Below are 25,192 nucleotides of genomic sequence, written 5' to 3' on the forward strand. Positions count from 1 at the left end.
AGTTTTGGGCCGCCGGAGAGACCCGGCGGCCCTTTTTGTTTTCAGGCTGATTCAGGAAGGCGGACGATCACCTTGATTTCAAAATCGAAACCGGCAAGCCAATTGACGCCGACTGCTGTCCAATTGGGGTAGGGCCTGGTGTCGAAATGGCGGGATTTGGCGGCCATGATTGTCTCGAACTGGCTTTCGGGATCGGTGTGGAAAGTGGTGACGTCGACAATGTCGTCGAGGGTGGCGTCGGCGGCGGCGAGGACGGCCTTGAGATTTTGAAACGCGCGCTCGACCTGATCGGCAAAATCAGGTTCGGCGGAGCCATCGGGGCGGGTGCCGACCTGGCCGGAGACGAAGAGCAGATCGCCGGAGCGGATGGCGGCGGAATAGCCATGGGCTTCATAAAGGGCGTGGCGTTCGGCGGGGAAGATGGGATTGCGGATAGCCATGGGGGCTCCAATTACTGGTTTGGGCGCGGGCTTTCGGCAGCGCGCGGGATTTGATATACGAGGCGTATGTAATGAAATACGTGCCGTATGTCAAATTCAGATACGGTGCGTATGTGAATTGGGTTTGGGGATATGGCCAATAAGCGCATTGCGATGATGGAAGAAAACCGCGCCAAGCTGATCGCGGCGGGGCGGGCGGCTTTTGCCGAACACGGCTATGCCGCGGCATCGATGGATGATTTGACGGCGTCGGCGGGACTGACGCGCGGGGCGCTCTACCATAATTTTGGCGACAAGAAGGGCCTGCTGGCGGCAGTGGTCGAAGAGATCGACGGCGCCATGGCGGCCAAGGCGCAGGCAATCGGCGCGAAGAGGGACGATCCGTGGGACGGACTGCTCGCGGAGGGCGCGGCTTATATTGAAATGGCGCTCGATGCCGAAGTGCAGCGGATCGTCTTGCTCGATGGTCCTTCGGTGCTGGGAGACCCGTCGCAATGGCCGAGCCAGAATGCCTGCCTGCAGGCGACGCGGGCAACACTCGAGCGACTGATGGCTGAGGGTCGGGTAAAACCAGTCGACGTCGAGGCGGCGGCGCGGCTGATCAATGGGGCGGCGCTGAACGCGGCGCTTTGGGTGGCGGCGAGCACTGATCCAGATCAGACGCTGCCGCGCGTGATCGGGGCGTTCAATGCGCTGGCGTCGGGATTGTTGACGCGGTCGGCGTAGCCGGCTGAGGCTGCGGAAAGAGTTGGGCTGCCCGTCAGTGAGACGAGCAGCCCGCTGTCTTTGCTAGGCCGGATCAGGGCGCGTCGGTGTTGGCGACGTCGAGGACCCAGGTGATGCCGAAACGGTCGGAGAGCATGCCGTAAAGCGGAGCCCATCCTGCGGCGGCAAGGGGTTGGACGATCGTGGCGCCCGCGGCGAGGGCATTCCAGTAGCGGGTGATTTCATCAGCGTCTGTGCCGTGAACCGAGACGAAGATCGGCGTGATGCCGGGATCGAAGGGACGGGCCGCCGGCACATCGAAGGCCATGATGTGAAAACCCTCAGGACTGCGGACCTGGCCGAAAGCGACGTGATCGGCTTCTTCGGTTGGGAAGGTGGGATAGATCTGGCTGTGGGTGAGGATCATGACCTCTCCACCAAATACCGACTGGTAGAAAGCCAGAGCCTCGCGTGCCTGGCCGCGGAAATTGAGATGGGTGGTGGTGGTGATGCTCATGGCGTCGTCCTTGCTGAAGTGATGACGCTGTTGTAGCGCTACCCAACTGACATTTTCCGGCAGTTGGACATGGCGCGATCGGATCGACTTTTGAGGCTGCTGCAGGCCATGCGGGTGATGCCGGCGCCGATCACCGCGCAACGGCTTGCAGAAGAGACAGGCGTGTCGCTGCGCTCGCTTTATCGCGATATCGATAGTCTGCGGGCGGCGGGCGCGCGGATCGAGGGTGAGCGTGGCTATGGCTATCGGCTGATTGAGGATTTTGCGCTGCCGCCGCAGACGCTGACGCGGGCCGAGATCGAGGCGCTGGTGCTGGGCCTGAGCGAAGTGCGCGGCATGGGGGACAAGGCGCTGGCGGATGCGGCGCGTTCGGCGCTGGCCAAGATCGCCGCGACCCTGCCCGACGAGGCGGAGCAGCAGGTGCTGCATGCCGTGTCGCTGGTCTATCGGCCGGAGCCGCGAGCGGTTGGCGTTGACCTCGAAACCCTGCGCGAGGCGGCGTGGCAGGAGCGGGCGGTCGAGATTGCCTATGTCGATCAACATGGCGCCGAGAGCGAGCGGACTATATGGCCGCTGGCGCTGGTCTATACGGAGCGGACACTTTCAGTACTGGCCTGGTGTTGCCTGAGGCAGGATTTTCGAATTTTTAGAGGCGACCGGATGCGGGCAGCGCGGGTGACCGGCGAGAGTTTTAGGCCAAGACGCGTGGCGTTGTTGCGGGATTATCTCCAGCAGTTGAGGGCACGGGAGGGTTCGGGAGAGGCGAGTGCGATCTGAGGGCGCGGGGCGTCAGGTGACGCCTGAGGTGGTGATGGAGAGGCTGGCTTTTGCGCAGTCGATTTCGGCGATAGCGCCATAGGGCAGGGTGAGCATGGGCATGGTGTGGCCGAAGTCGAGGCCGGAGAGGACTGGGAGATTTTGGAGGCCGGCTTCGGCAAGGCTATCGGTGACGGCGGTTTCGAGCTGCTGTTGATAGGTCGGATCGCCCAAGGAGTCGGGGCGGGCGAGGAGGATGCCGCCGAGACGACCGAGGATGCCTTGGAAGGCGTAGTTGCGGAGCCAATAGCGGATGAACTTGGCCGGCGGTGCGTCCTCTGAGGTTTCGTAAAAGAGGATGGCGCCGTCCCACGCATCGAGGCTCGGCCACCAGGCGGTGCCTTTGACCATTTCGAGCACTTCGGCGCAGCCGCCGATCAGGGGGCCGCGGGCTATGCCGGTGCCTTGGAGGACTTTGGGCGGGGTGGCCGGATTGAGGACGCGGGGCTGGGCTTGGGCGACGGGATCAGACCAATCGGTGCGCTCGCTGGTCCAGCCTGCAATGTTGACGGGGACGAGGCCGGGTGGATCGGGCGAGAAGAGGGTCTTGCGCAGGCTATCGACCGTGTAGGCGTGCATGCCGCCGTTTTCGGCGAAGCCGGCCATGATGCTGGGGCCATAAAAGCTTACGAGACCTGCCGCGAGGCAGGCGAGGTGGATGGTGGTCGTGTCGGAAAAGCCCAGAAAGACTTTGGGATTGCGGCGGATGATGTCGAGGTCGAGATGGGGCATGAGGCGGATGGAATCGTCGCCTCCGATGCTGGCGAAAATGCCGGCTATGCTGGGGTCAGCGAAGGCTTGGTGAAGGTCGGCGGCGCGCCATTCGGGGTGGGCGGCGAGGTCTTCGGCAGATGCCAGCGTGTGCGGCATGTCGACGACCTGGAGGCCGAAGGTTTCCTCCAGCTGGCGTTTTCCTGCGGCATAACGCTGGGGCAGGGTGCCTGGGCCGCCCCAGGAGGGGGAGACGACCGCGATCCGGTCACTGGGCACGAGGCGGCGCGGTTTTTGGAGGGCTGGGGACATCGGGCAACTCCAGGTTTCGGCCTTGGCGCGCGGGTTCTCAGCCGGCGAATTCGACGAGGGTGTGGTCTTGGCCCACGAGTTCTTCGTCGATGATGGCCGAGATGACCGACCAATCGCCCTTGGCGAGGCCGGCGCCGATCTTGGGGTAGCCGATGCGTTTGCCGGGGAATTGGGTGGCGACGGTGTTCATGACGCTGCGGATGGCGTCGTAATCGGCCCGGGTGCCGTGGCCGCGGAAGTCGAACTGGGTATAGCCGTTGACGATCGTGAACTGGGTTGCGCCGCGCACAATGTCGGCGCTGGTGATCGTGCCGAGCTTTTTCCTATCGCCGGATTTGGTCTGTTTGTCGGCAGCAAAGGCTTCGGGGAACAGTCGCTTAATGGAAAAGGCAATGCCGGCGCCCATGGTGCAATAGCAATTGCAGCCATGAATGATGACGTCAAACTCGCCAGCAAGCGCCAAAGCCAGCAGATCGCCGCGAATGACTTTCATGACTGCTCCTCCCAACACGTCTTATCCGTGAGGATATAGGGCATCCTAGCGGTGTAATCACTTAGGAAGTGAGGGACTACTCTGCAGGCGCGGCCTTGCCGTCGATTTCTTCGAACTCGCGTTCGAGGCGGGCCTCTTCTTCCGATTTTGGTTTTGAGAAGCGCGCGAGGAGGAGGTAGGCGACAGGGGTGAGGTAGAGGGTGGCGATGGCGGCGAAGCCGAGGCCGCCGACGATGACCCAGCCAAGGGCGGCGCGGGCTTCGGCGCCAGCGCCGGAGGCGAGGACCAAAGGCACCCCGCCGAGAATGGTGGCGATCATGGTCATCAGGACCGGGCGGAGGCGGATGTTGGAGGCCTGTTCGATGGCCTCGGCGACGGACATGCCGCGATCACGAAGCTGATTGGCGAATTCGACGATCAGGATACCGTTCTTAGCCATGATGCCGACGACGAGGACGAGGCCGATCTGGGAGAAGATATTGAGGCTGCCGCCGGTGAGGAGGATGGCCCAGAGGCCCGCGGCGACGCCAAAGGGGACCGTAGCCATGACGATGATGGCGCTCCAGAAACTTTCGAACTGCGCGGCGAGGACGAGGAGGATGATGACCAGCGCGAAACCGAAGGTGAGGAAGAGGGCGTTATTGGCTTCGCCGATGGTCTTGGCTTCGGCAAGCGGGATGATGGCCGTGCCGGGGGCGAGGAGCGGGGCGGCTATGGTCTGGAGCTGGGTGTAGGCGTCGCCGAGGGCAAGGCCATCTTCGAGGCTGGCGGTGACCGTGACGGCGCGGCGTTGCTGCTCGCGGCGGAGGGACGGCGGCACCGGGGCTTCTTCAATGGTGGCGATGGTGGACATGGGGACGTAGCGGCCATCGCCGGTGCGGACGAACAGGGTTTCGAGATCGCGCGGGTCGTTGACCGGGTGAGAGGTCGAGAGCATGCGGACTGAATAGCTTTCGTCATTGATGAAGATGGTGCCGATATCGGAGCCATCGATCATGGCCTGCATGGTGGGTGCGAGGCCGTTGATGTCGATGCCGAGGGCCGTGGCGCGGGCGCGATCGACGGTGAGGGTCAGCTGCGGTTGGGTGGTATCAAAATTGACCGAGACGCGGCCAAAGCGTCCATCTTCGGTAAGGGCATCGGAGATTTTTTCGGCGGTTTCGGAGAGGACCGCATAATCGGAGCCAGTGACGGCGAATTGGAGGCCGGAGCCGCCGCCCCGGATGCCGAGGCTATTGCCTTGGCTGACATTGGCGCGGACGCCGGGGACCTGAGCCATAAGGGCGCTGATCTCGGAGGCGATCTGCTGCTGGCTGCGGGTGCGCTCGCCCCACGGGGCAAGGGTGAGCGTGATCGAGCCGCCATTGCCCCAGCCGGAGAGGACGAAAATGGAGCGAACTTCCCCCGATTTCACATAAGGCTGCAGCATGGATTCGACTTCGGAGAGGCGGGTGCGGACGAAATCGAGGCTGGCTGTGTTGGGGGCGTTGATGCGGAGATTAATGGCCGAGCGATCTTCGGACGGCGTGATTTCCTGGCGGAGGCTGCCATAGACGTAATAGGCCGAGCCCGCGAAGATCACGGCGACGAGGATGATGACGAGCGGGTTGCGGAGCGCGACGCGCAGCGTACGGCGATAAAGACCGGAGAAAAAGTGACCGATCTTGGCGAAGGGACCGCCTGTGTGTTCGCCGGAGGAATTGCGGAGGAGGCGCGAGGCGACCATGGGGCCCATGGAGAGGGCAACGACGCCCGAAAGCAGGACGGCTATGGCAAGGGTATAGCCGAATTCGCGGAAAAGACGGCCGCTCTGGCCTTCGAGGAAGGAGAGAGGGACAAAAACGGCGACGAGAGTAACCGTGGTGGCGACGACGGCGAAAAACACTTCCTGCGTGCCGAGAACGGCGGCGGCGCGGGGGCCGGCGCCCATATGCTTCCGGCGCATGATGTTTTCGAGGACGACGATGGCGTCATCGACGACGAGGCCGGTGGCGAGGACGAGCGCCAGAAGGGTGATGATGTTGAGCGAGAAGCCTGCGAGATACATGCCGGCGACAGCGCCGAGAAGGGCGATGGGCATCGAAATGGCGGGCACGATGATGGCGCGCCAATCGAGCAGGAACACATAAATGATGCCCACGACGACGACGAGCGCGACGATCAGCGCGATTTCGACTTCGTGTAGCGCGCCTTCGATAAAGACGGCTTCGTCGCTCGAAATGGTGACGGTGACGCCTTCTGGAAGGGACTGATTGAGCGTGTCGACGGCTTCGTGGACGGCGTGGGAGATCGAGACGGAATTGGACTGGGCCTGGCGAACGATGCCGAGGCCAATGCCGGGGCGGCCATCGGCGCGGATGGAGGAGGAGCTGGCGGCGGCATCGAAGACGACGCTGGCGACATCGCCGAGGCGCGTGCGGCCATTTATGATGATGGCCTCGAAATCCTTGGGCTCGGTGATTTCGGAAATGGCGCGGACGGTGATGTTCTGGTTGGGGCCGTTGATGGAGCCGGCGGGGGAATCAAAGGCGATGGTCGAGAGCGCGTTGCGGATATCGGCGACGGTGAGGCCGTGGCTCGCAAGTTTGACCGGGTCGATATCAACCTCGAAGGCCGAGGTGCGGGTGCCGTAGACCTGGACTTCGGCAACGCCTTCGACGGCGGAGAGACGCTCGGTGATGATGCCATCGACGAGTTCGCTAAGGCCAGCAATATCGGTGTTTGTGGCGGTGACGGCGAGCTGCATGATCGGCTGCGCATCGCTATCGGCCTTGAAGATGGTGGGCGCTTCGACGTCATCGGGCAGGCTGCGCGTGACGCGGCTTAGGGCATCGCGGACGTCGGAGGTGGCGATGTCGAGATTGGTATTTTCCGAGAATTCGAGGGTGACGCGGCTTTGGCCGACCGAGGAGCTTGAGGAAATGGCGGTGACGCCCTGAACGCGGGCGACTGCGCCTTCGACAATGGCGGTGACTTCACGATCGACAGTTTCAGCGGCGGCGCCCGTGAAGCTCGTGGAAACCGAAAGGACCGGGCTTTCGACGCGGGGAAGCTCGCGCACTTCGATGCCGATCAGGGCGGCGAGGCCCGCCACCATGATGAGGGCATTGATGACGATGGCCATGACCGGGCGACGGACAAAGAGTGTGGCGAGGGCGCCGCCGCGTTCGTTCTTGCTGGCTATGGACACGGGCGGTGGCTCCTTTAGAGCGTTGGTCGGCCTAAGGGCGATGCTTCTGGCTGGTTTCGTTCAATCCCATTTGCTGTCACCCCGGCGAAGGCCGGGGTCCATCTCCAGATCTCAGGATGGGCCCCGGCCTTCGCCGGGGTGACAATCGAGTTTGGATTGGGAGCGGGGGGCAACATGAGCAATTTAGCTAGCCGGTGCAGGTGGAGATTCGCCTGTGCCATCCGGGCCTTCGAGCAGGGTGACGGTGGCGCCGTCGCTCAGTTGCAAAATGCCTTCGGTGATGATGGCGTCGCCGGGCTTTAGGTCGGCGCGGACGAGGACGCCGTCGCTGTTGCGCTGGATGATTTCGGCGGGAACGCGGGTGGCTTTGCCATCGACATATTTCCAGACATAGGAGCCTTCGGCGGACCAGAGGATGGCCAGCGGGTTGACAGCCGGATAGCGCTCGCCCGGGAACGCCAGGGAAACGGTGAAGCTCATGCCGGCGCGCAGGGTGCCGTCGGGATTGGGGATTTCGGCCTGGACCTGGAGAGTGCGGCTGGCGGGATCGATGCGGGTATCGATAGCCGAGATATCGCCGGTAAACGTCTGGCCGGGGAGGGCGATGGCGGCGACGGAAACGGCCATGCCAGGCTCGATCTGGGCGGCATAACGTTCGGGCACCCAGAAATCGATAAGGATCGAGGAGGTGTCGTCGATCGAGGTGACGGCGGTCTGGGCGGGAACGTAATTGCCGGGGGTCACGCGGATGAGGCCGACGCGGCCGGCGATCGGGCTCGTGATGGTGCGGCGCGAGAGAGCGACGTCGGCATTACGCAGTTCGAGTTCGGCATTGGCGGCGCTGAGCTGAGCGGCGGAGAGGGCCGTGCCGGCGACGACATTGTTGCTCGCGAGGCCTTCAGTGCGCGTCAAGGTGGCGCGGGCGTCTTCGACGGCCAGTTCGGCGCGGTCATATTCGATCTGTTCGGCGGCGGCACCAAAGCGGGCGATGATAGCGCCTTGCTCGACAATTTGACCGGGGCGGACGGCGACTTCAGCGAGTTCGCCGCCGGCGGTGGCTGTGACCGTGACCGAACGGACGGGGGTGCCTTCGCCGATGGCGGCGAGGGTGTCGTTGATATCGGCCATGGTGACGCCGGTGGTGATCACATTGGTGGCGCGGGGAGTAAAGCCGCCGGGACGGCCACCGCCTCCGGGAGCGCCGCTACCACCGGTCTGGGCGCCCTGGCCGCCGCCGGGACGGTTGCCTCCGGGGCCGCCGCCTTGCTGCGGCGCGGCTTCGGCTTGCGGGCCAAAGGGCAGGGTGATGCCTGCATTGGACAGGGTTTGATGGGCGCCAGGGGCGAAGAAGAGCCACGCCAGCGCGGCGGCCACGAGAATGACGATCGAGGCGACAATCTGCCGGATCAAACCAGACCTCAAACTGTAAACGGGAAAAACACCGTTACGGTAACAGGTTGACCGGGCGTGTTAAATTAAAATGCGGAAAGGTTTCGGGATTGTGAGGGGTAGTGGCACGCCCTCGTCCTTCGAGACTTCGCAAAGGCGAAGCACCTCAGTATGAGGGCTACCGGACTACTTGAGACCTAGCTTTCGACTTCGGCGTCGGGGCGGGAGCCCCATTCGGCCCAGGAGCCGTCGTAGACGGCGACGGATTTGGCGCCGGCTTGTTCGAGGGCGAGGGCTAGGGTCGAGGCGGTGACGCCGGAGCCGCAGGAGGTGACGATGGGCTCGGAGAGATCGACGCCGCGCTCGTCGAAGAGCGCCTTGAGGGCTTCGGGGGATTTGAGCATGCCGTTTTCGGTGAGGAGGCTCACCGGGACGTTGCGGCTATTGGGGATGTGGCCGGAGCGAAGGCCGGGACGCGGCTCGGGGGCTTCGGCGTGGAAGCGCGGGGCGGGGCGGGCGTCGAGGATCTGCGCCGTTTCGGTGTTGCTGAGGCCGTTTACGGCATCAAAATCAACGACGCGATCGGGATTGAACTGGACGGTGAAGGTGGCCGGGGCCTTGGTCTTGTGACCGGCTTCGAGCGGGCGGCGTTCGGCGCGCCATTTGGGGCCGCCGCCGGAGAGGATGCGCACGTCCTTGGCGCCAAAGGTTTTGAATGTCCACCAGACGCGGGGGGCGCTGAAAAGGCCGAGTTCGTCATAGATGACGATGGTCATGTCGCTGCCAACGCCGAGCGCGCCGACCATGCGGGCGAAATCTTCGGGGGCGGGGAGCATGTGGGGCAGGTTGGAGGAGGTATCGGCGACACCGTCGATATCGAAATAGACCGCGCCGGGAATGTGGCCGGCGAGGTATTCGGCTTGGGCATTGCGCGAGGCGTTGGGCATGTGCCAGCTCGCGTCGACCACCGCGATGTTTGGATCGCTCAGATGTTCCGCCAGCCATTCAGTTGAAACGAAAAGGCTTTCCATCACGCGATTCCTCGTTGCTGTGGGGGGACAATGGCGCTGCGCCGGGCGGCGGTCAAAGGGTAAATCGACGCGGGAGGTATGCGTGGGGGTTGGGGGGCCTGTGGCAACGCCCTCGTGGTTCGAGGCTTCGCTACGCGAAGCGCCTCACCATGAGGGCTACGGTTGAGCTGGTGACAGTCGGCGTCAAGCGCCGAGAGTGAGAAGATCCTTTTGGGCGAGGTGGAGCGTGACGGTGTCGCCGCGTTGGAGGGGGCTGGTCTGGTTGTTAAAAGTGTCGATGTTGACGAGCGTGCCGCCGATGTCGACGCGGAGGCGTTGGACGGAGCCGAGGAAGTGGAGATCGGCGATGGTGCCGGTCAGGGTGAGGTCGGTTTCGGGGCGGGGGGCGAGGGAGATGAGCTCGGGGCGGATGGCGCGTTCGCCCGGGGTGCCGGCTAGGACGCCGGCGGGAAGCGTGTTGAGTTGGCCGACGAAGGTGGCGACGAAGCGGGTGGCCGGGCGATTGTAGATGTCGTGGGCGGCGCCGAGCTGTTCGATATTGCCTGAGTTCATGACCACGATGCGATCGGAAATGGACATGGCCTCTTCCTGATCGTGGGTGACGAAGACGGTGGTGATGCCGAGATCGCGCTGGATGGCGCGGATTTCTTCGCGGAGGGAGACGCGGATTTTGGCGTCGAGCGCGGAGAGCGGTTCGTCGAGGAGAAGGAGGCGCGGTTTTGGCGCGATGGCGCGGGCGAGGGCGACGCGCTGCTGTTGGCCGCCGGACATTTCATAGGGATAGCGCTTGTCAAAGCCGAGGAGGCCAATCAGCTTGAGCATCTCATCGACGCGGGCGCGGCGTTGCTCGGCTGGCATGCCTGCGACTTTCAGGCCAAAGGCGATGTTTTCGCCGACGGTCATATTGGGGAAGAGCGCATAGGCCTGGAAGACCATGCCGAGCTGGCGCTGATTGGGCTTGAGATGCGTGATGTCTTCGCCATCGACGCGGATGGTGCCGGAGGTGGGGCGCTCGAAGCCGGCGATCATCCTGAGGATCGTGGTCTTGCCGCAACCGGAGGGGCCGAGGAGTGAGATGAACTCGCCCTTGGCGAAGGCAAAATTGACGCCTTTGACGACCGTATTGGTGCCGAAGGATTTGACGAGGTTCTGAACTTCGAGAAAGGCGGGCATGTCAATCGGTCCGGGCGGAAGTGCGGGGGGCGAAGCGGCCGAGCACGTTGATCATGCCCATGGCGCCCCAGGTGATGATGAAGGAAATGATGGCGAGCGCGGCGGGCTCATAGGCCCGATTGGTGCCGATACCCACGAGATAGGGGCCGAAGGCAGGGCGGTTGAGGAGGCTCGCAATGGTGAATTCGCCGATGACAATGGCGAAGGTCAGGAAGGCGCCCGAGAGTATGGCGACGAGGATATTGGGCAGGATGATATTGCCGATGATCTGGACCTGGCTGGCGCCCATGATCTGCGCGGCTTCAGTGAGGGTGCCGATATCGATGGTGCGCATGCCGTTGTCGACCGCCCGGTACATATAGGGCATGGCGAGCATGACATAGGCACAGGTGAGGAGAATATCGGTGCCGAGGATGGAGCCGGTGAAGGGGATCAGCGAGGATGAGCCATAGAGGCGGACATAGCCATAGACCAGCACCAGTGCGGGAATAACCAGCGGCAGGAGGGTAACGAATTCCATGAACGGCCGCAGCCAGGGCATGCGCAAGCGGACGAAATAGACGGCCGGCACGACGACAAAGATGCCGACGATAATAGTGAAGACGCCGACGCTGAGCGAATAGCCGAAGGTCGCGTAAAATTTCGGATCGGAGAAGACCGAAACATAGGCGTCAAAGGTGTATTCGTTGCGGCGCATGCGCAGCGAGAAGATGAACGTCGCGAGCAGCGGAATGAGGAAATAGGCCGCCCCGAGCGTAACGATGAGCCAGGGCCAGAACTTTTGGGCCTTCATTTCATCCACCTTTCGGCACGCGCGGCGACGACGAGATAAATGACGTTGGCGAAAGACGTGATGAGGATCATGCCGACGGCCAAAGCGGCGCCGAGGCCGGGATTTTGCAGGGCATCGCCGCGGATCTGATTGTAGAGCAGCACGGTGACGATGTTGAGGTTGGAGCCGGTAAGCGCCCAAGCGGTGGCGATGGCGCCGAAGGCATTGGCAAAGAGTAGGCTGAGGGTGCCCAGGAAGCTCGGCCAGAGAATGGGCAGGCCGACATAGCGCCAGAATTGCCAGGGCGAGGCACCGAGCGTCTGGGCGGCTTCGTTCCACTCCTTCTTGAGGCCGTCGATCGCGGGAGCGATGGTCAGCATCATCAGCGGGATCTGGAAATAGAGATAGGTCAGCGTCAGGCCCCAGAAGGAAAAGAGGCTGAAGCCAGCGCGGTAGAGATCGAAGCCGAAGACATCGCGCAGGATGATGGTGACGAGGCCGATGCGGCCGATCGAGGCGATGAAGGCAAAAGCAAGCGGCACGCCAGCAAAATTGGACGCGACACCGGAAAAGGTCATGACGGCAGAGCGGAAGCCGGCGGGCAGTTTGCCGCGAATGATCGCAAGGGTGATGGCGAGGCCGATCAGCGCGCCGAGAATGGCGGAGGCGCCGGAGACGCGGATCGAAATCCAATAGGCGGCCATGATCTGATCGGTGAACAGGTCGGCGATGTTTTCGAAGGTGAAATTGCCCTCGCGATCGGTAAAGGCGGCGCCGAGGAGGGAGAGCGTCGGCAGGAAGAGGAACATCACCGCGAAGAGGACGAAAGGGAAGACGGCGAGGCTATCCCAGTGGATGCGGCGGTTGGCGTTAGATGCGCTCATGGTGCTTGGGGCGACCCCCTCCTAGCCTCCCCCTGGGAGGGGGAAGGACCGCGCAGTGGATGTGGCGCGATTTTGCCTCGAACTCGATGTGGCTCCTCCCCCCTGTCAGGGGGAGGATGGGTGGGGGTGACGCCGCGAACGCAGAGCGCGCGGAGAAAACCCCCACCCGTGATCTCTCCCCACAAGGGGGAGGGTGTCGACTGAGAATTCAGTCGATCAGGTCAGCTTACTGAACCGAAGCGCCGACGGTGGAGTCCCAGCCGCCGGTGATGGTGGCTTTGTTGGCGTTCTGCTCTTCAATCGAGGGGAACACGGCCTTGGCGTAGTTTTCGGCGGCCGGGAGCTTGGCCATCAGGTCAGCTGGCAGGACGCCAGCGTCGGACATGGCGTTGAAGCGGATCGGGTGGCAGTAGCCGGCGAGCCAGCCGAGCTGACCTTCGTCGGAATAGAGATATTCCATCCAGAGTTTGGCAGCGTTCGGGTGGGGTGCGAAGGCCGAGATGGCCTGGACGTAGACGCCGGCGACGACCCCATCGGACGGCACGACGACTTCGATCGGCGGGTTGCCGTTGAGGTTGTCGCGGGCGGCGAGAAGGTTGTAGTCCCAGTTGATCGCGATCGGGGTCGTGCCCTGGGCGATGGCAGCAGCTTCCGCGTCGACGGGGACGAAATTGCCTTTGTCGTTGAGCGCCTTGAAGTATTCAAGGCCAGCCTGGGCGGCAGCATCCTGAGCGGCACCGGTCGAGAGACCAGCGGCATAGACGGACATGATGGCGTTGTTGGCGGTACGCGGATCACCAGCCAGAGCCACGGAGTTGGCGAACTCGTCCTTGTTCAAGTCGGCCCAAGTTGCCGGGTTTTCGCCGGTGATGATGTCCTTGTTGATGCCGAAGGCGAGGACGCCATAATAATCGCCATACCAAAAGCCATCGGCGTCCTTGGCATCGTCCGGAATCTCGTCCCAGGTCGAGACCTTGTAAGCCTGGAGAAGGCCTTCGTCCTTGGCCTGCGGGCCGAATGCGAGACCGATATCGAGAACGTCAGGAGCCTGCGGGCCGGTATTGCCCTTGTTGGCGCGGACGGCTTCGAGCTCGTCTGCCGAACCGGCATCGGGGTTCAGTTCGTTGACGGTGATGCCGGGATACTTAGCCTTAAAGCCTTCGATCACGCCGCCATAGTTGCACCAGGAATGGGGCAGGGCGATTACGGTGAGCTGGCCTTCGGTCTTGGCGGCGTCGTAGAGCGCGGTCAGATCGGCCTGGGCGATAGTCGGAGCCGCGAAGCTGAGCACGGTGAGAAGCGAAACCGATGCGGTCAGCGTAGACTTGAACGTCATTCTTTGTCTCCCTGAATGAGCAGTCGCTCGCCCTCCCCAAGGAGAGCTGGTGCGAACGGGCGAGGGAGTAGAGAGGTCAGATGACAGTGCAATGACATATTGGTGACGGTGCGGAGTCGCCCATAGAGAGGCGATAATGGCCGCAACATCAATCGATTGCGCTCATCTGCCCATCTGCTCGCGTCCTCCCAGCCGCAGGGTGAGATTGCCCAATTGTGACAGTCTCGTCCAGATGGTCAAAATATCGTCGCGGGGAGTAGATGCTAATCACTGGAAGTTATCTTTGGCGATAAGCCTCCCGCTACAAAGATCGTATTGAAAAAAGAGAGGCCTGAAGTGGTTGATGACGATCAACCGCGTTGTGCAAACGCCTTCCTTCATCTCCAGCCGATAGATCCACTCCGTCCCGTTCTGTTCGACAAGTTCAGCAGAGCCGTTGTCGACCAAGACGTTAAGAATGGGTCGTGGAAATTCGATAGGCAGGATGTATGTTTCTGCAACCACAGGCAGCCCTGCAAGTGAGGCCGTGGCAAGCGCAAATGGCAGCATAATTTTTGCTATATTCTTCAAGCCATCCTCCAGGTTTATTTCAGACTAGAAAAGCGGTCACTGTTCGTCCAGCGCTCAATTCCATCTCGACTTTTCCATTGGCGGACGTGAAGCTTAGCCCGACTAACAATTCGAGAGCCTTCCCTCATGGCCTATGGCGTTCATGCCTATGCGGATGATCCGCGCAATGCTTCCATTCTGATTGCCGTCAATGACCAGTTGATGCCGCGCGACAAGGCGGTGGTGTCAGTGTTCGATTCTGGCTTCGTACTCGGGGATGGCGTCTGGGAAGGGTTGCGGCTGCACAAGGGCGGGATCCCCTTTTTGTGGGCGCATCTGGAGCGGCTTTATGAAGGGGCGAAGACGCTCGATTTTTCGGTCGGTTTGACGCCGGACGAACTGGTGAAGCGGATTTTTGATTGTCTTGCGGCAAACGGCATGACGGATGGTGTGCATATCAGGCTGATGGTGACGCGCGGGATCAAGGCGACGCCGTATCAGGATCCGCGGGTGACGATCGGGGATGCGACCATTGTCATCATCCCCGAATACAAGGCGCCTTCGGCAAAGCCCGATGGGATTTCGCTCTTCACATCGACGATCCGCCGCACGGCGCCGGATATGCAAGACCAGAAGCTTAATTCGCATTCCAAGCTCAACTGCATTCAGGCCTGCATCCAGGCAGCAAAAGCCGGGGCGGACGAGGCGCTGATGCTCGATCCGCAGGGTTTCGTGGCGACTTGTAATTCGACGCATTTTTTCATCGTGCGGCGTGGCGAGGTCTGGACGTCCACCGGCGATTATTGCCTCGGCGGGATTACGCGCTGGAACATTATCCGCGTGGCTGAAGCGGCGGGGATCACCGTGCGGCAGAAGAATTTCTCGCTGACCGATGTCTATGGGGCGGACGAGGCTTTTGTGACGGGAACCTTTGCGGGGCTGACCTCGGTGCGCGAGGTGGATGGCCGGAAAATGGGGCATCCGCTCAAGGGGCCGGGACCAATTCCTGGAGAGATGACGGCGCGGCTAGCCGGGCTTTATGGGGACCTGATCGAAGCGGAGACCTTTAGGCCATGAGCGAAGTCATGCGAATTGCCATGTGGTCGGGGCCGCGAAATCTTTCCACCGCGATGATGCGGAGCTTTTCTTCGCGGGCGGATAGCTTTGTCAGCGACGAGCCGTTTTATGCGGCTTATCTGAAGGCGACGGGGATCGTCCATCCCCTGCAGGAAGAGGTCCTTGCGTCGCAGCCGCAGGATCCTCAGGCGGTGGTCGACTATATCCTCGGGCCTGTGCCGGGCGGAAAGAGCGTTTGGTATCAGAAGCATATGAGCCATCATATGATCGAGGAATTTCCGCTCGATTGGATGGACAAGGTGACCAATGTTTTCCTTCTGCGGGCGCCGGAGCGGGTGCTCGCGTCATACGCGCAGAAGCGGGAGAGCGTGACGCTGGCCGATATCGGGTTTGAAGGGCAGGCCATGCTGTTCGATCGGGTGACGCAGCGGACGGGTAGGGCGCCGGTGGTTGTTGACAGCGATGATATCAGGCGCGATCCGGAGGGGACTCTGCAGGCGCTTTGTGCGGCGATCGGGCTTGCTTGGGATCCGGCCATGCTGAGCTGGCCCAGGGGCGTGCATCCGGAGGATGGGGTCTGGGGGCCACATTGGTACAATGCGGTCTACAATAGCACCGGGTTTTCGCCGCCGGATGAGATCGGGGCGCTGCCGGGGGACTTGGCTGACATCGCGGATGAGGCGCGGCCGTTTTATGAGAGGATGCGCGGGTTTAGGCTCGGGGCGTGAGGTTTTGAGTCAGGGCCGAAGAAGGCCCCCTCACCCGGACTGCCATGCAGTCCGACCTCTCCCCAAAGAGAGAGGTGTCGCTGCGCGACCAAAACGCTTCTTCTTCAGCTAAAACAACGGCGCGGGGCCGGAGCTTTCGCGGAGGACGAGTTCGACGGGCCAGAGTTCGTGGATTTCGCTGACGGGTTTGCCGCCGAGGAGCTGGAGGAGGAGTTCGGCGATGCGGGACCCGGCTTGGCGGATCGAGGAGCGGGTCGTCGACATGGTGGGGTACATGTTGTCGGCGTTGAGATAGGGGAAGACGTCGTCGTGAGCGATCATCGAGACGTCGGTTCCAAGGGTCATGCCGGCCTGGCGGATGGCGCGGAAGACGCCGAGGGCGGTCATCATCGAGCCAGCGAGGAAAGCAGTGGGGCGGGGGCGCAGTTCGAGCATGGATTGGGCCATGCGGAAGGCGACTTCGTCGGTAAAGGCCGTATTGCCCATCAGCGCGGGATCGAAGGCGACACCGCGGGCAGAGAGGGCGGCCATGTAACCGAGTTCGCGGTGCTCGGCGAAGGTGCGGCCTTTGACGCCATTGAGAAGCGCGATGCGCCGGTGGCCGAGATCGAGCAGGTGGCTCGTGGCGCGTTCGAGGCCGCCGGTGTTGTCGATGTCTAGCCAGGCGACGGGGCGGGTCGCATTGGTGCGGCCATGAAGCACGAAGGGGATTTTGAGATCCATCAGCAGTTCGGCGCGCTCGTCGTTGAGCGTTGGCGAATGGAGAATCATGGCATCGACGCGCTGGCTGGCGGCGAGGCGGCGATAGGCCGCGAGTTCCTCCTGCTGGCTGGCAACCGTCGTGACGACGATGTCTATGTCTTGCGTGGCCATGCGACCGCCAAGGCCCGAAAGAAATTCAGACATGTGGGGGCCGAGTTCGTCGGCGCCGCGCAAGACCATGCCGACGGCGCTGGCACGGCCCGTGGCGAGGCGCAGGGCGCTGGCATTGGGGCGATATCCGAGCTCAAGCGCAGCCTCGGAAACGCGCAATCGCGTGGCCTCCTTGACTTCAGGATAGCCATTGAGCGCGCGACTGACCGTCGTCTGCGATAGGCCGAGATGCTCGGCGAGCTCCTTCAATCTCATAGCGCTCGTGGCCCAGCTGGTGCGGCACCCGGCTTTTGAAAGCCTTTGGTTTGCCGCCCCATTAGGGCAGGCCAGGCTCTTTGACCAGAGCCTTGACCCAACTCCTCCAAAGTCCATTCAAAGCGATTTCAATTTTGGATGCAAGGGTGTCAAAAGTTTCAAATTGTTTGAGGTGCGTACATCAGCGTAGATTCAGCCAAATTAACGACTTTGGTGCTCTAGATTGGACTAAGTAGCTGACGCGTAATGCTAAAAATAGGGTTCCATCAAAAAAGGTAAAAATACGGCATTGGTGCTGCTTGACAGTTTTCCGGCGCTCTGGTTCATTTTCGTTCAAAGCGCTTTGAAAACGTACCCGGTAAATGGGTATGGCAAAGGGCTTTGGGGGAGATCAGGTCTGGCCTGGCGTATGGCGCCGGGCGTGCCTCTACGTCTCCCCGGGCAAAATTCTTTTGGGAGGACTTCCGATGATGTTGAACAAGCTGCTCGTTGCGATGATGGCGAGCGTAACGCTGGTGGGCGCTGTACAGGCTGCCGATCTCTCGATCGTTTCGGGCGATACCGGTAATGGCCTGGCATTCCTGCGCAGCCAGCTCGACAAGTTCGAACAGCAGACCGGCAACAAGGTCACCGTTGTGCCGATGCCGTCTTCGACCACCGACCAGTTCGGCCAGTATCGCCTGTGGCTTGCTGCCGGCAATGCCGATATCGACGTCTACCAGACCGACGTGATCTGGGCTCCGCAGCTTGCCGAGCACTTCACCGACCTGACCGAAGCGATGAAGGATGTCGTGGGCAACCACTTCCCCTCGATCATCGAATCCCAGACCGTCGACGGCAAGCTCGTCGCCATGCCGGCGTTCACCGACGCTCCTGCGCTCTACTATCGCAAGGACCTGCTTGAAAAGTACGGCAAGTCCGTGCCGACGACCTGGACCGAGCTTGAAGCCACGGCCAAGGAAATCATGGATGCCGAACGTGGCGCCGGTGCCGCCGAGCTTTGGGGTTTCGTGTTCCAGGGCAATGCCTATGAAGGCCTGACCTGCGACGCTCTCGAATGGGTCGTGTCGAATGGCGGCGGCCAGATCATCGAAGCAGACGGTACGATTTCGATCAACAACGAACAGGCTGCTGCCGCGATCGATCGCGCTGCCGGCTGGGTTGGCACGATCGCGCCCGATGGCGTCCTGGCCTATATGGAAGAAGAAAGCCGCGGCGTGTGGCAGCTCGGCAATGCCGTGTTCATGCGCAACTGGCCTTATGCTTATGCACTGAGCAATGGCGAAGACTCTGCCGTGAAGGGCAAGTTCGACGTCGCTCCGCTGCCAGCCGGTGACGGCGAAGGCGGTCGTTCGGCTGCAACGCTTGGCGGCTGGAACATGGCCGTTTCCAAGTATTCTCCTGACCAGGAAGCTGCAATCGAGCTCGTGAAGTATCTGGCTTCGGAAGAAGTGCAGAAGGAACGCGCGATCAACCAGTCGAACCTGCCGACCATTCCAGCGCTCTATGAAGATAAGGACGTGCTTGCCGCGTCGCCCTTCATGGCGAACTGGAAGGCGATCTTCGAACAGGCCGTGCCACGTCCGTCGGCTCCGACCAAGACCAACTATAACGAAGTCTCTTCGATGTTCTGGAGTGCGGTGCACGAAACGCTTTCGGGTAACGGTACTGCTGCCGAAAACCTCGAACTGCTCGAGGCCGACCTCAACGATCTCAAGGGCAATGCCTGGTAAGTCCTCCCGGCAAGCCTAATGGACGGGCGGCCGGGGTTTGTCCCCGCCGCCCGTTTTTTCAATAATAGTCTGGATAGGGAGGACGACGATCATGGCGACCGATGCACTGGCGCCTCTTGCGACGGCGAATGCGCCGAAGGCGAAATCAGAACTCATGCTGCAGCGCGCACGTGCCGCGCGGCTGTTTCTGATCCCCATGTTGGTCGCGCTGGCGATCGTGGCCGGTTGGCCGCTGCTGCGCTCGATCTACTTCTCCTTCACCGATGCAACCCTCAACAATCTCTACGGCGCCGAATGGATCGGCTTCGGCAATTACCTGCGCTGGCAGGTGCTTGAAAGCGGCACCGTGCGCTATCGCGGCGTGCTGGCTGATCCCGACTGGTGGAATGCGGTGTGGAACACCGTGCGCTTCGCTTTTTGGTCGGTGTTCTGGGAAACCATCCTCGGGATGATCGTTGCCCTGGTGCTCAATGCAGAATTCAAGGGTCGTGGCATCGTTCGGGCGGCTATCCTTATTCCCTGGGCTATTCCGACGATCGTTTCGGCTCGTATGTGGAGCTGGATGCTCAACGACCAGTTCGGCATCATCAATGATCTGGGCATGAAGCTGGGGCTCCTGGCCGCTCCGGTGGCATGGACCGCCTCGGCGGATACGGCGATGACGGCGGTTCTGATCGTCGATATCTGGAAGACGACGCCGTTCATGGCGCTGCTGATCCTGGCGGGTCTGCAGATGATCCCGCGCGACATCTATGAAGCCGCCGAGATCGATGGCGTCCATCCGGTCAAGCAGTTCTTCCGGATCACGCTGCCGCTGGTACGGCCCGCGCTGATGGTCGCGATCATCTTCCGCGTGCTCGATGCGCTCCGGATCTTCGACTTGATCTATGTGCTGACACCGAACTCTTCGGCGACCAAGACGATGTCGGTCCTGGCGCAGGAAAATCTGTTCCAGTTCAATAATTTTGCCGAAGGCTCGACGCAGTCGACGCTGCTGTTCCTGATGATCGCGATCTTTACCGTGCTCTATATCTGGATCGGCAAAGTCAATTTCGATGGGGGAGACCGCTGATGGGTGCGACCTTCGATCTCTGGAAGACCACGAAGACCGTGCTCTTCTATGCTCTCGTCGTGGTTATCGTCGTGGTGTCGGTGTTTCCGTTCTACTACGCGATCCTGACGAGCCTCAAATCGGGCACGGACCTGTTCCGCGTCACCTATTGGCCAACCTCGTTCAGCCTGGACAATTTCCGTCAGGTGTTCACGCAAGGTGAATTCCCGCGGAACCTCCTGAACTCGGTTTTCGTCGCTTCGGTGACGGTGATCCTCGCCCTGTTCCTTGCGATCACGGCATCCTTTGCTCTCAGCCGCGTGCGGTTCCGGGGGCGGAGTCTGTTGCTCATGACGATCCTTGCGGTCTCGATGTTCCCGCAGATCGCCGTGCTGGCTGGCCTGTTCGAAGTGATCCGCTTCCTTGGCATCTACAACACGCCTTGGGCGCTGATCTTTGCCTATACGATCTTCACGCTGCCGTTCACCGTCTGGGTGCTGACCACCTTCATGCGTGACCTGCCGATCGAGATCGAAGAGGCAGCAATCGTCGATGGTGCGACGCCCTGGGTGATCATCACCAAGGTGTTCATGCCGCTGATGTGGCCGGCGCTGGTGACGACGGGGCTTCTCGCCTTCATCGCGGCTTGGAACGAGTTCCTTTTTGCGCTGACCTTCACCGTCTCCAACCAGACCCGTACCGTGCCGGTGGCCATCGCGCTGCTTTCGGGCGGATCTCAGTATGAAATCCCGTGGGGCATTATCATGGCTGCCTCGGTCATCGTCACCGTGCCGCTCGTCGCACTGGTGCTCATCTTCCAGCGCAAGATCGTGTCCGGCCTCACCGCCGGCGGCGTCAAAGGCTAAGAGGTTCCAAAAAAATGGCATCTATCGAACTTCGCAATATCAAGAAGTCCTTCGGCGCGGTGAACGTCATCAAGGGCGTCGATCTCGAGGTGAAGAAGGGTGAGTTCATGGTGTTTGTCGGGCCTTCGGGTTGTGGCAAATCCACCTTGTTGCGCCTGATCTCGGGGCTCGAAGACATTACTTCTGGCGAGATGCTCTTTGACGGCAAGGTCGTCAATTCGCTGACGCCGTCGAAACGCGGCATCGCCATGGTGTTCCAGTCCTATGCGCTTTATCCGCATATGACGGTCTACGAGAATATGGCTTTCGGCCTCAAGCTCGACAAAGGCCACAGCAAGGACGAGATCCGCCGCCGCGTCGAGCGGGCTGCGGATATGCTGCAGATCCGGCAGTATCTCGATCGTCTGCCCAAGCAGCTCTCGGGCGGACAGCGCCAGCGCGTTGCTATTGGCCGTGCTATTACCCGCGACCCCAAGGTGTTCCTCTTTGACGAACCGCTCTCGAACCTCGACGCCGCCCTGCGCGTCGCGACGCGTATCGAGATCGCCAAGCTCCACGAGGAAATGAACGACGTCACGATGATCTACGTGACGCATGATCAGGTGGAGGCAATGACCCTCGCCGACCGGATCTGCGTGCTGCGTGATGGTCTCGTCGAACAGGTCGGCACGCCGATGGAACTTTACGAGCGGCCGGACAGTATCTTTGTTGCCGGCTTCATCGGGTCACCGAAGATGAACTTCCTGACCAAGGACAAGGCGGCAGCGCACAATTGCGCCACGCTTGGCATTCGCGGCGAGCACCTGACGGTCTCGCCCGATGGGATCTGGGAGGGCACTGTCATCCATACGGAAAATCTCGGTGCCGACTCCTATGTCTATCTCGATATGGGCGAGGAAGAGCCCGTGGTCGTCCGTCTCGACGGCGCGTCGAGCTATCAGAGCGGCTCAACGGTGCGCGTATCGCCACAGGCGGAAAATATCCATCGTTTCGACGAAGCTGGTAAGCCGATCCGCTGACGAAAAAAATAAAGGTGACGGTCCAAGCATCGTCACCTTTCTCACCCAATCTGTCACTGCCGCGAAAGCGGGAGTCTCCTCGATAAAGGGAGATTCCCGCTTTCGCGGGAATGACGCCGAAAAAACCAAGGAATGGCGACCGCCTCCCCGCTTCGCCATGCATCTAGGAGAATACCAATGCCGATCCGTACGCTGGTCTGGGGCGAGAACGTCCATGAGCAGAAGAACAAGGTCGTTGCCGACAATTACCCAACGGGCATGCACAACCAGATCGCTTCACTCCTGAAGCAAGACGGCAATCTGGCCGTGAAGACCACGACGCTGCAGGAGCCAGAGCACGGGTTGACCGATGCCGTGCTGGCCGAAACCGACGTGCTGCTCTGGTGGGGCCACGCGGCGCATGACAAGGTCGACGATGCTGTCGTCAAGCGCGTGATGGAACACGTCTGGCAGGGCATGGGTCTGATTGTTCTCCACTCGGGCCACCATTCGAAGGTCTTCAAGGGCCTGATGGGTTCGCCGGCGAACCTCCACTGGCGCGAAGCCGGCGAGCGCGAGCGCCTTTGGGTCGTCAATCCGGGCCATCCGATCGCCAAGGGCCTGCCGGCCTATTTCGAACTCGAATATGAAGAAATGTATGGCGAGCCCTTCACCGTGCCGGAGCCGCTCGAGACCGTATTCGTCTCTTGGTTCCAGGGTGGCGAAGTGTTCCGTTCGGGCCTGACCTATCGTCGTGGCGCCGGCAATATCTTCTACTTCCGCCCCGGCCACGAAACCTATCCGACCTATCACGACGCCAATGTCGGCCAGGTGCTGCGCAACGCGGTGAACTGGGCCTATAACGGCGACCGCCATGCGCACCTGATGAAGGCGCCGAACACGCCGGTCGGCGAAGCGATCGAAAAGATCGAAGAACGCGGCGCCAAGCTCAGTGCATCCGATCACGCTGGCGAAGTGAAGCAGTAAGAGACGCTTCGTCCGTTGGTTGTTCGGCTTGTCCAGGCAATCGACGGGCGTTACTAGCGTGAGACTGGATCGCCCGGACAAGCCGGGCGATGACGACGGGACAGGTATCGAGGCTTTTTTTGGCTTCGAGTAGTGAAACAATCAGACGGTCGTTTTGGCGGCCAAGGAATTAGAAGAATGCGTATCCTCATTCTGGGTACTGGCGGCATGGCGAACCAGCATGCCAAGCATTTTGCGGCGATCGAGGGCGTGACGCTAGCCGGCGGCGTGGACGTCGATCCCGCGCGCGTCGAGGCGTTCAACCAGAGCCACGGGATCGAGCGCGGCTTCGGCTCGCTCGATGCGGCTTTGGCTTGGGGCGAGTTCGATGCTATCGCCAATGTGACGCCGGACAGCATTCACCACCCGACTACTATGGCGGCGCTGAATGCGGGCAAGCACGTGTTCTGCGAAAAGCCGCTGGCGACCGACTATGCCAAGGCCATGGAAATGACCGAGACGGCCGAACAGCTCGGGCTCGTCAACATGGTCAACCTGACCTATCGCAATGTTGCGCAACTGCAGAAGGCGCGCGAGATCGTGCAATCGGGGCAGGTGGGTCGCGTCAAGCATTTCGAGGCGAGCTATCTCCAGAGCTGGCTTGTCTCTAAGGTCTGGGGCGATTGGCGCACGGAAAGCCAGTGGCTGTGGCGCCTGTCGAAGAAGCACGGCTCGAACGGCGTGTTGGGCGATATCGGCGTCCACATCCTCGACTTTGCCGCTTATGGGGCAGGGAGCGATTTCTCAAGGGTCTTCTGCCGGCTCGAAACCTTCGATAAGGCAGAGGGCAACCAGATCGGTGAATATGATCTCGACGCCAATGACAGCTTTGCCATGACAGCGCAGCTTGAGAATGGCGCGCTCGGCGTCATCCATGCGACGCGCTGGGCCACCGGGCATTTCAACGAACTGCGTCTTCGTGTCTATGGCGACAAGGGCTCGGTGGAAGTGCAACACCGGCATGACTGGTCCAAGCTCTTCACCTGCCTCGGCGACGATGTCGAGACCGGGACATGGACCGAGGTCGAGGTGGAACCGGTGTTCACCAACTATCAGCGCTTTGCCGAAGCGGTGCGGACGGGCCAGAATATGGAGCCGAGCTTCCGTCACGCGACGAACATTCAGAAGGTGCTCGATTTGGGCACGGTGACGGACCGTGACCGGATGGAGCACAAGGTCTGAGAACCTCAGCGCGATATCCGAAATACAAAAAAGCCCCGGTGTGAACCGGGGCTTTCTTTTTAAGTTTGGGTCGTTTTAGGCGCGATCGTCCACATAAACGGTGACCATGCCATCGGCGGCCGATTTGACGGCGACGACGTCATCGGCTGTGTAGCCTTCGGCATCGAGCTTGGCCTTGATAGCAGCGTTCGCTTCGATATTAGAGTGAAGCGTGGTCTGGCCTTCGGCATTGGCCGAGAGAGCTTCATCAAGCGCGGCCGCTTCAGTGGCGGCATTGCCCTGTAGCGAGGTCAACAGAACGATGCTGACCTGAGAGTCTTCCGTCACTGCCGAGAGATCGACGCTGGCATTGCCAGAGATCGAAGACACGACGGAGCCGTAGGTGTTGTCAGACATGCCACCGGCATTGGTGCCGGCCTTGGCGTTTGCATTGGCATTCGTGCCGGCATTGCCGGTCGTGGAAGTGCCATTCGTCGTGGCATTGGCATCGGTGCTGGTACCAGCACCTGCCTGCGCATCCATCGCAGGCGTGTCAACGCTTACCCCAGCGCCGGCATCCACGCCAACAGCTGCATCTTGGGCAATAGCAAAAGAACCTGCGCTCATCAGAGCGGCGACCGAAACGGCGGCCAGGATCTTGTTCATCGGTATTCTCCGGTTGCAATTGCCCCCCGCCTGACAACGGGGGTCTGACACGGCAGTTGCAACACTTTTAAGCAAAAGGGACAGCAAAGCGGCAATTGTGATGAGCCATTGCAACCGGGATGGCAGGATCGCTGTTTATTCGGCATCACAATAGGAGCGTCAAATGGGTATCATCTGGGCCATCATCATCGGCTTCCTCGCAGGTCTCGTCGCCAAGTGGATCACACCGGGTAGCAACGAACCGCGCGGGTTCATTCTCACCACTATCCTCGGCATCGTCGGTTCGGTTCTCGCAACATGGCTCGGTCAGCAGATCGGCTGGTATGGCCCGAATGACGGCGCAGGCTTCATTGCCTCGGTGGTCGGTGCCATCATTATTCTCGTCATTTGGGGTCTGGTCGCGCGCCGCCGTTGATACCGGCCGGAACGTGAATGGGGCG

25 protein-coding genes are annotated in these 25,192 nt (G+C 61.3%); 11 read left to right on the forward strand and 14 right to left on the reverse strand.

Annotation, left to right across the window (positions count from 1 at the left end):
• Positions 1-41: 41 nt before the first annotated feature.
• Entirely contained in the window at positions 42-440 is a 399-nt protein-coding gene (locus ASG47_RS14770; protein WP_061910343.1) for a RidA family protein, read from the reverse strand.
• A 132-nt stretch (positions 441-572) separates the two neighbouring features.
• Between ASG47_RS14770 and ASG47_RS14775 the strand changes: the two genes are divergently transcribed.
• Entirely contained in the window at positions 573-1,166 is a 594-nt protein-coding gene (locus ASG47_RS14775; protein WP_061910345.1) for a TetR/AcrR family transcriptional regulator, read from the forward strand.
• Between the two features lie 73 nt (positions 1,167-1,239).
• Here ASG47_RS14775 and ASG47_RS14780 read toward each other — a convergent pair whose 3' ends face one another.
• Positions 1,240-1,662: a VOC family protein gene (locus tag ASG47_RS14780; RefSeq protein ID WP_061910347.1), complete on the reverse strand. Its 423-nt coding sequence runs from the start codon at positions 1,660-1,662 to the stop codon at positions 1,240-1,242.
• A gap of 69 nt (positions 1,663-1,731) precedes the next feature.
• Here ASG47_RS14780 and ASG47_RS14785 point away from each other — a divergent pair, with 69 nt between their 5' ends.
• The gene (locus ASG47_RS14785; protein WP_061910349.1) at positions 1,732-2,439 is read left to right on the forward strand and encodes a helix-turn-helix transcriptional regulator; all 708 of its coding nucleotides are present in this window, start codon (positions 1,732-1,734) and stop codon (positions 2,437-2,439) included.
• A gap of 12 nt (positions 2,440-2,451) precedes the next feature.
• On the opposite strand, the gene ASG47_RS14790 is transcribed toward ASG47_RS14785, so the two are convergent.
• The 10 genes from ASG47_RS14790 to ASG47_RS14835 form a co-directional block, all read right to left on the reverse strand.
• A complete protein-coding gene (locus tag ASG47_RS14790) occupies positions 2,452-3,501 on the reverse strand; it encodes a S66 peptidase family protein (RefSeq protein WP_061910351.1) in 1,050 nt (349 codons plus the stop codon).
• A gap of 37 nt (positions 3,502-3,538) precedes the next feature.
• Positions 3,539-3,994: a macro domain-containing protein gene (locus ASG47_RS14795; RefSeq protein WP_061910353.1), complete on the reverse strand. Its 456-nt coding sequence runs from the start codon at positions 3,992-3,994 to the stop codon at positions 3,539-3,541.
• A 76-nt stretch (positions 3,995-4,070) separates the two neighbouring features.
• Positions 4,071-7,184 (reverse strand): efflux RND transporter permease subunit, encoded by a 3,114-nt coding sequence (locus tag ASG47_RS14800; RefSeq protein WP_061910355.1) that lies wholly within the window; start codon positions 7,182-7,184, stop codon positions 4,071-4,073.
• Between the two features lie 183 nt (positions 7,185-7,367).
• Positions 7,368-8,594: an efflux RND transporter periplasmic adaptor subunit gene (locus tag ASG47_RS14805; protein ID WP_061910357.1), complete on the reverse strand. Its 1,227-nt coding sequence runs from the start codon at positions 8,592-8,594 to the stop codon at positions 7,368-7,370.
• A 176-nt stretch (positions 8,595-8,770) separates the two neighbouring features.
• Complete coding sequence (gene sseA / locus ASG47_RS14810; protein ID WP_061910359.1) at positions 8,771-9,604, reverse strand: 3-mercaptopyruvate sulfurtransferase; 834 nt, start codon at positions 9,602-9,604, stop codon at positions 8,771-8,773.
• Positions 9,605-9,787: 183 nt separating this feature from the next.
• Positions 9,788-10,777 carry an ABC transporter ATP-binding protein gene (locus ASG47_RS14815; protein WP_061910361.1) on the reverse strand — a complete coding sequence of 330 codons (990 nt, stop codon included), beginning with the start codon at positions 10,775-10,777 and terminating at the stop codon, positions 9,788-9,790.
• A 1-nt stretch (position 10,778) separates the two neighbouring features.
• A complete protein-coding gene (locus ASG47_RS14820; RefSeq protein WP_061910363.1) occupies positions 10,779-11,570 on the reverse strand; it encodes an ABC transporter permease in 792 nt (263 codons plus the stop codon).
• Positions 11,567-12,433: an ABC transporter permease gene (locus ASG47_RS14825; RefSeq protein ID WP_061910365.1), complete on the reverse strand. Its 867-nt coding sequence runs from the start codon at positions 12,431-12,433 to the stop codon at positions 11,567-11,569. Before ASG47_RS14825 ends, ASG47_RS14820 begins: the two co-directional genes overlap by 4 nt.
• 226 nt (positions 12,434-12,659) lie before the next feature.
• Entirely contained in the window at positions 12,660-13,769 is a 1,110-nt protein-coding gene (locus ASG47_RS14830; RefSeq protein ID WP_061910367.1) for an ABC transporter substrate-binding protein, read from the reverse strand.
• A 267-nt stretch (positions 13,770-14,036) separates the two neighbouring features.
• Complete coding sequence (locus ASG47_RS14835; RefSeq protein ID WP_156464122.1) at positions 14,037-14,339, reverse strand: hypothetical protein; 303 nt, start codon at positions 14,337-14,339, stop codon at positions 14,037-14,039.
• A gap of 126 nt (positions 14,340-14,465) precedes the next feature.
• Between ASG47_RS14835 and ASG47_RS14840 the strand changes: the two genes are divergently transcribed.
• Together ASG47_RS14840 and ASG47_RS14845 are read left to right on the forward strand one after the other, a co-directional pair.
• Entirely contained in the window at positions 14,466-15,395 is a 930-nt protein-coding gene (locus ASG47_RS14840; protein WP_061910371.1) for an aminotransferase class IV, read from the forward strand.
• Positions 15,392-16,123, forward strand: coding sequence for a hypothetical protein (locus tag ASG47_RS14845; RefSeq protein ID WP_200940944.1), 732 nt, complete (start codon positions 15,392-15,394; stop codon positions 16,121-16,123). Before ASG47_RS14840 ends, ASG47_RS14845 begins: the two co-directional genes overlap by 4 nt.
• A gap of 108 nt (positions 16,124-16,231) precedes the next feature.
• Here the strand turns inward: ASG47_RS14845 and ASG47_RS14850 are convergent, their stop codons facing one another.
• Complete coding sequence (locus ASG47_RS14850; protein ID WP_061910372.1) at positions 16,232-17,251, reverse strand: substrate-binding domain-containing protein; 1,020 nt, start codon at positions 17,249-17,251, stop codon at positions 16,232-16,234.
• Positions 17,252-17,718: 467 nt separating this feature from the next.
• On the opposite strand from ASG47_RS14850, the gene ASG47_RS14855 reads away from it, so the two are divergent.
• The 6 genes from ASG47_RS14855 (at position 17,719) to ASG47_RS14880 (ending at position 24,107) form a co-directional block, all read left to right on the forward strand.
• Positions 17,719-18,984, forward strand: coding sequence for an ABC transporter substrate-binding protein (locus ASG47_RS14855; RefSeq protein ID WP_082511757.1), 1,266 nt, complete (start codon positions 17,719-17,721; stop codon positions 18,982-18,984).
• Between the two features lie 91 nt (positions 18,985-19,075).
• Positions 19,076-20,056, forward strand: a complete 981-nt coding sequence (locus tag ASG47_RS14860; protein WP_061910374.1) for a carbohydrate ABC transporter permease — start codon at positions 19,076-19,078, stop codon at positions 20,054-20,056.
• Positions 20,056-20,901, forward strand: coding sequence for a carbohydrate ABC transporter permease (locus ASG47_RS14865; protein ID WP_061910376.1), 846 nt, complete (start codon positions 20,056-20,058; stop codon positions 20,899-20,901). Before ASG47_RS14860 ends, ASG47_RS14865 begins: the two co-directional genes overlap by 1 nt.
• Positions 20,902-20,915: 14 nt before the next feature.
• Positions 20,916-21,920, forward strand: coding sequence for an ABC transporter ATP-binding protein (locus ASG47_RS14870; RefSeq protein ID WP_061910378.1), 1,005 nt, complete (start codon positions 20,916-20,918; stop codon positions 21,918-21,920).
• Positions 21,921-22,097: 177 nt separating this feature from the next.
• The gene (locus tag ASG47_RS14875) at positions 22,098-22,886 is read left to right on the forward strand and encodes a ThuA domain-containing protein (protein WP_061910381.1); all 789 of its coding nucleotides are present in this window, start codon (positions 22,098-22,100) and stop codon (positions 22,884-22,886) included.
• A 177-nt stretch (positions 22,887-23,063) separates the two neighbouring features.
• Positions 23,064-24,107, forward strand: coding sequence for a Gfo/Idh/MocA family protein (locus ASG47_RS14880; protein ID WP_061910383.1), 1,044 nt, complete (start codon positions 23,064-23,066; stop codon positions 24,105-24,107).
• Positions 24,108-24,182: 75 nt separating this feature from the next.
• Here the strand turns inward: ASG47_RS14880 and ASG47_RS14885 are convergent, their stop codons facing one another.
• Positions 24,183-24,752 (reverse strand): hypothetical protein, encoded by a 570-nt coding sequence (locus ASG47_RS14885; RefSeq protein WP_061910385.1) that lies wholly within the window; start codon positions 24,750-24,752, stop codon positions 24,183-24,185.
• A 163-nt stretch (positions 24,753-24,915) separates the two neighbouring features.
• Here ASG47_RS14885 and ASG47_RS14890 point away from each other — a divergent pair, with 163 nt between their 5' ends.
• Positions 24,916-25,167 carry a GlsB/YeaQ/YmgE family stress response membrane protein gene (locus ASG47_RS14890; RefSeq protein ID WP_061910387.1) on the forward strand — a complete coding sequence of 84 codons (252 nt, stop codon included), beginning with the start codon at positions 24,916-24,918 and terminating at the stop codon, positions 25,165-25,167.
• The last annotated feature ends 25 nt before the right edge of the window (positions 25,168-25,192 follow it).

This window comes from Devosia sp. Leaf420, assembly GCF_001425445.1.
Taxonomy (GTDB): domain Bacteria; phylum Pseudomonadota; class Alphaproteobacteria; order Rhizobiales; family Devosiaceae; genus Devosia.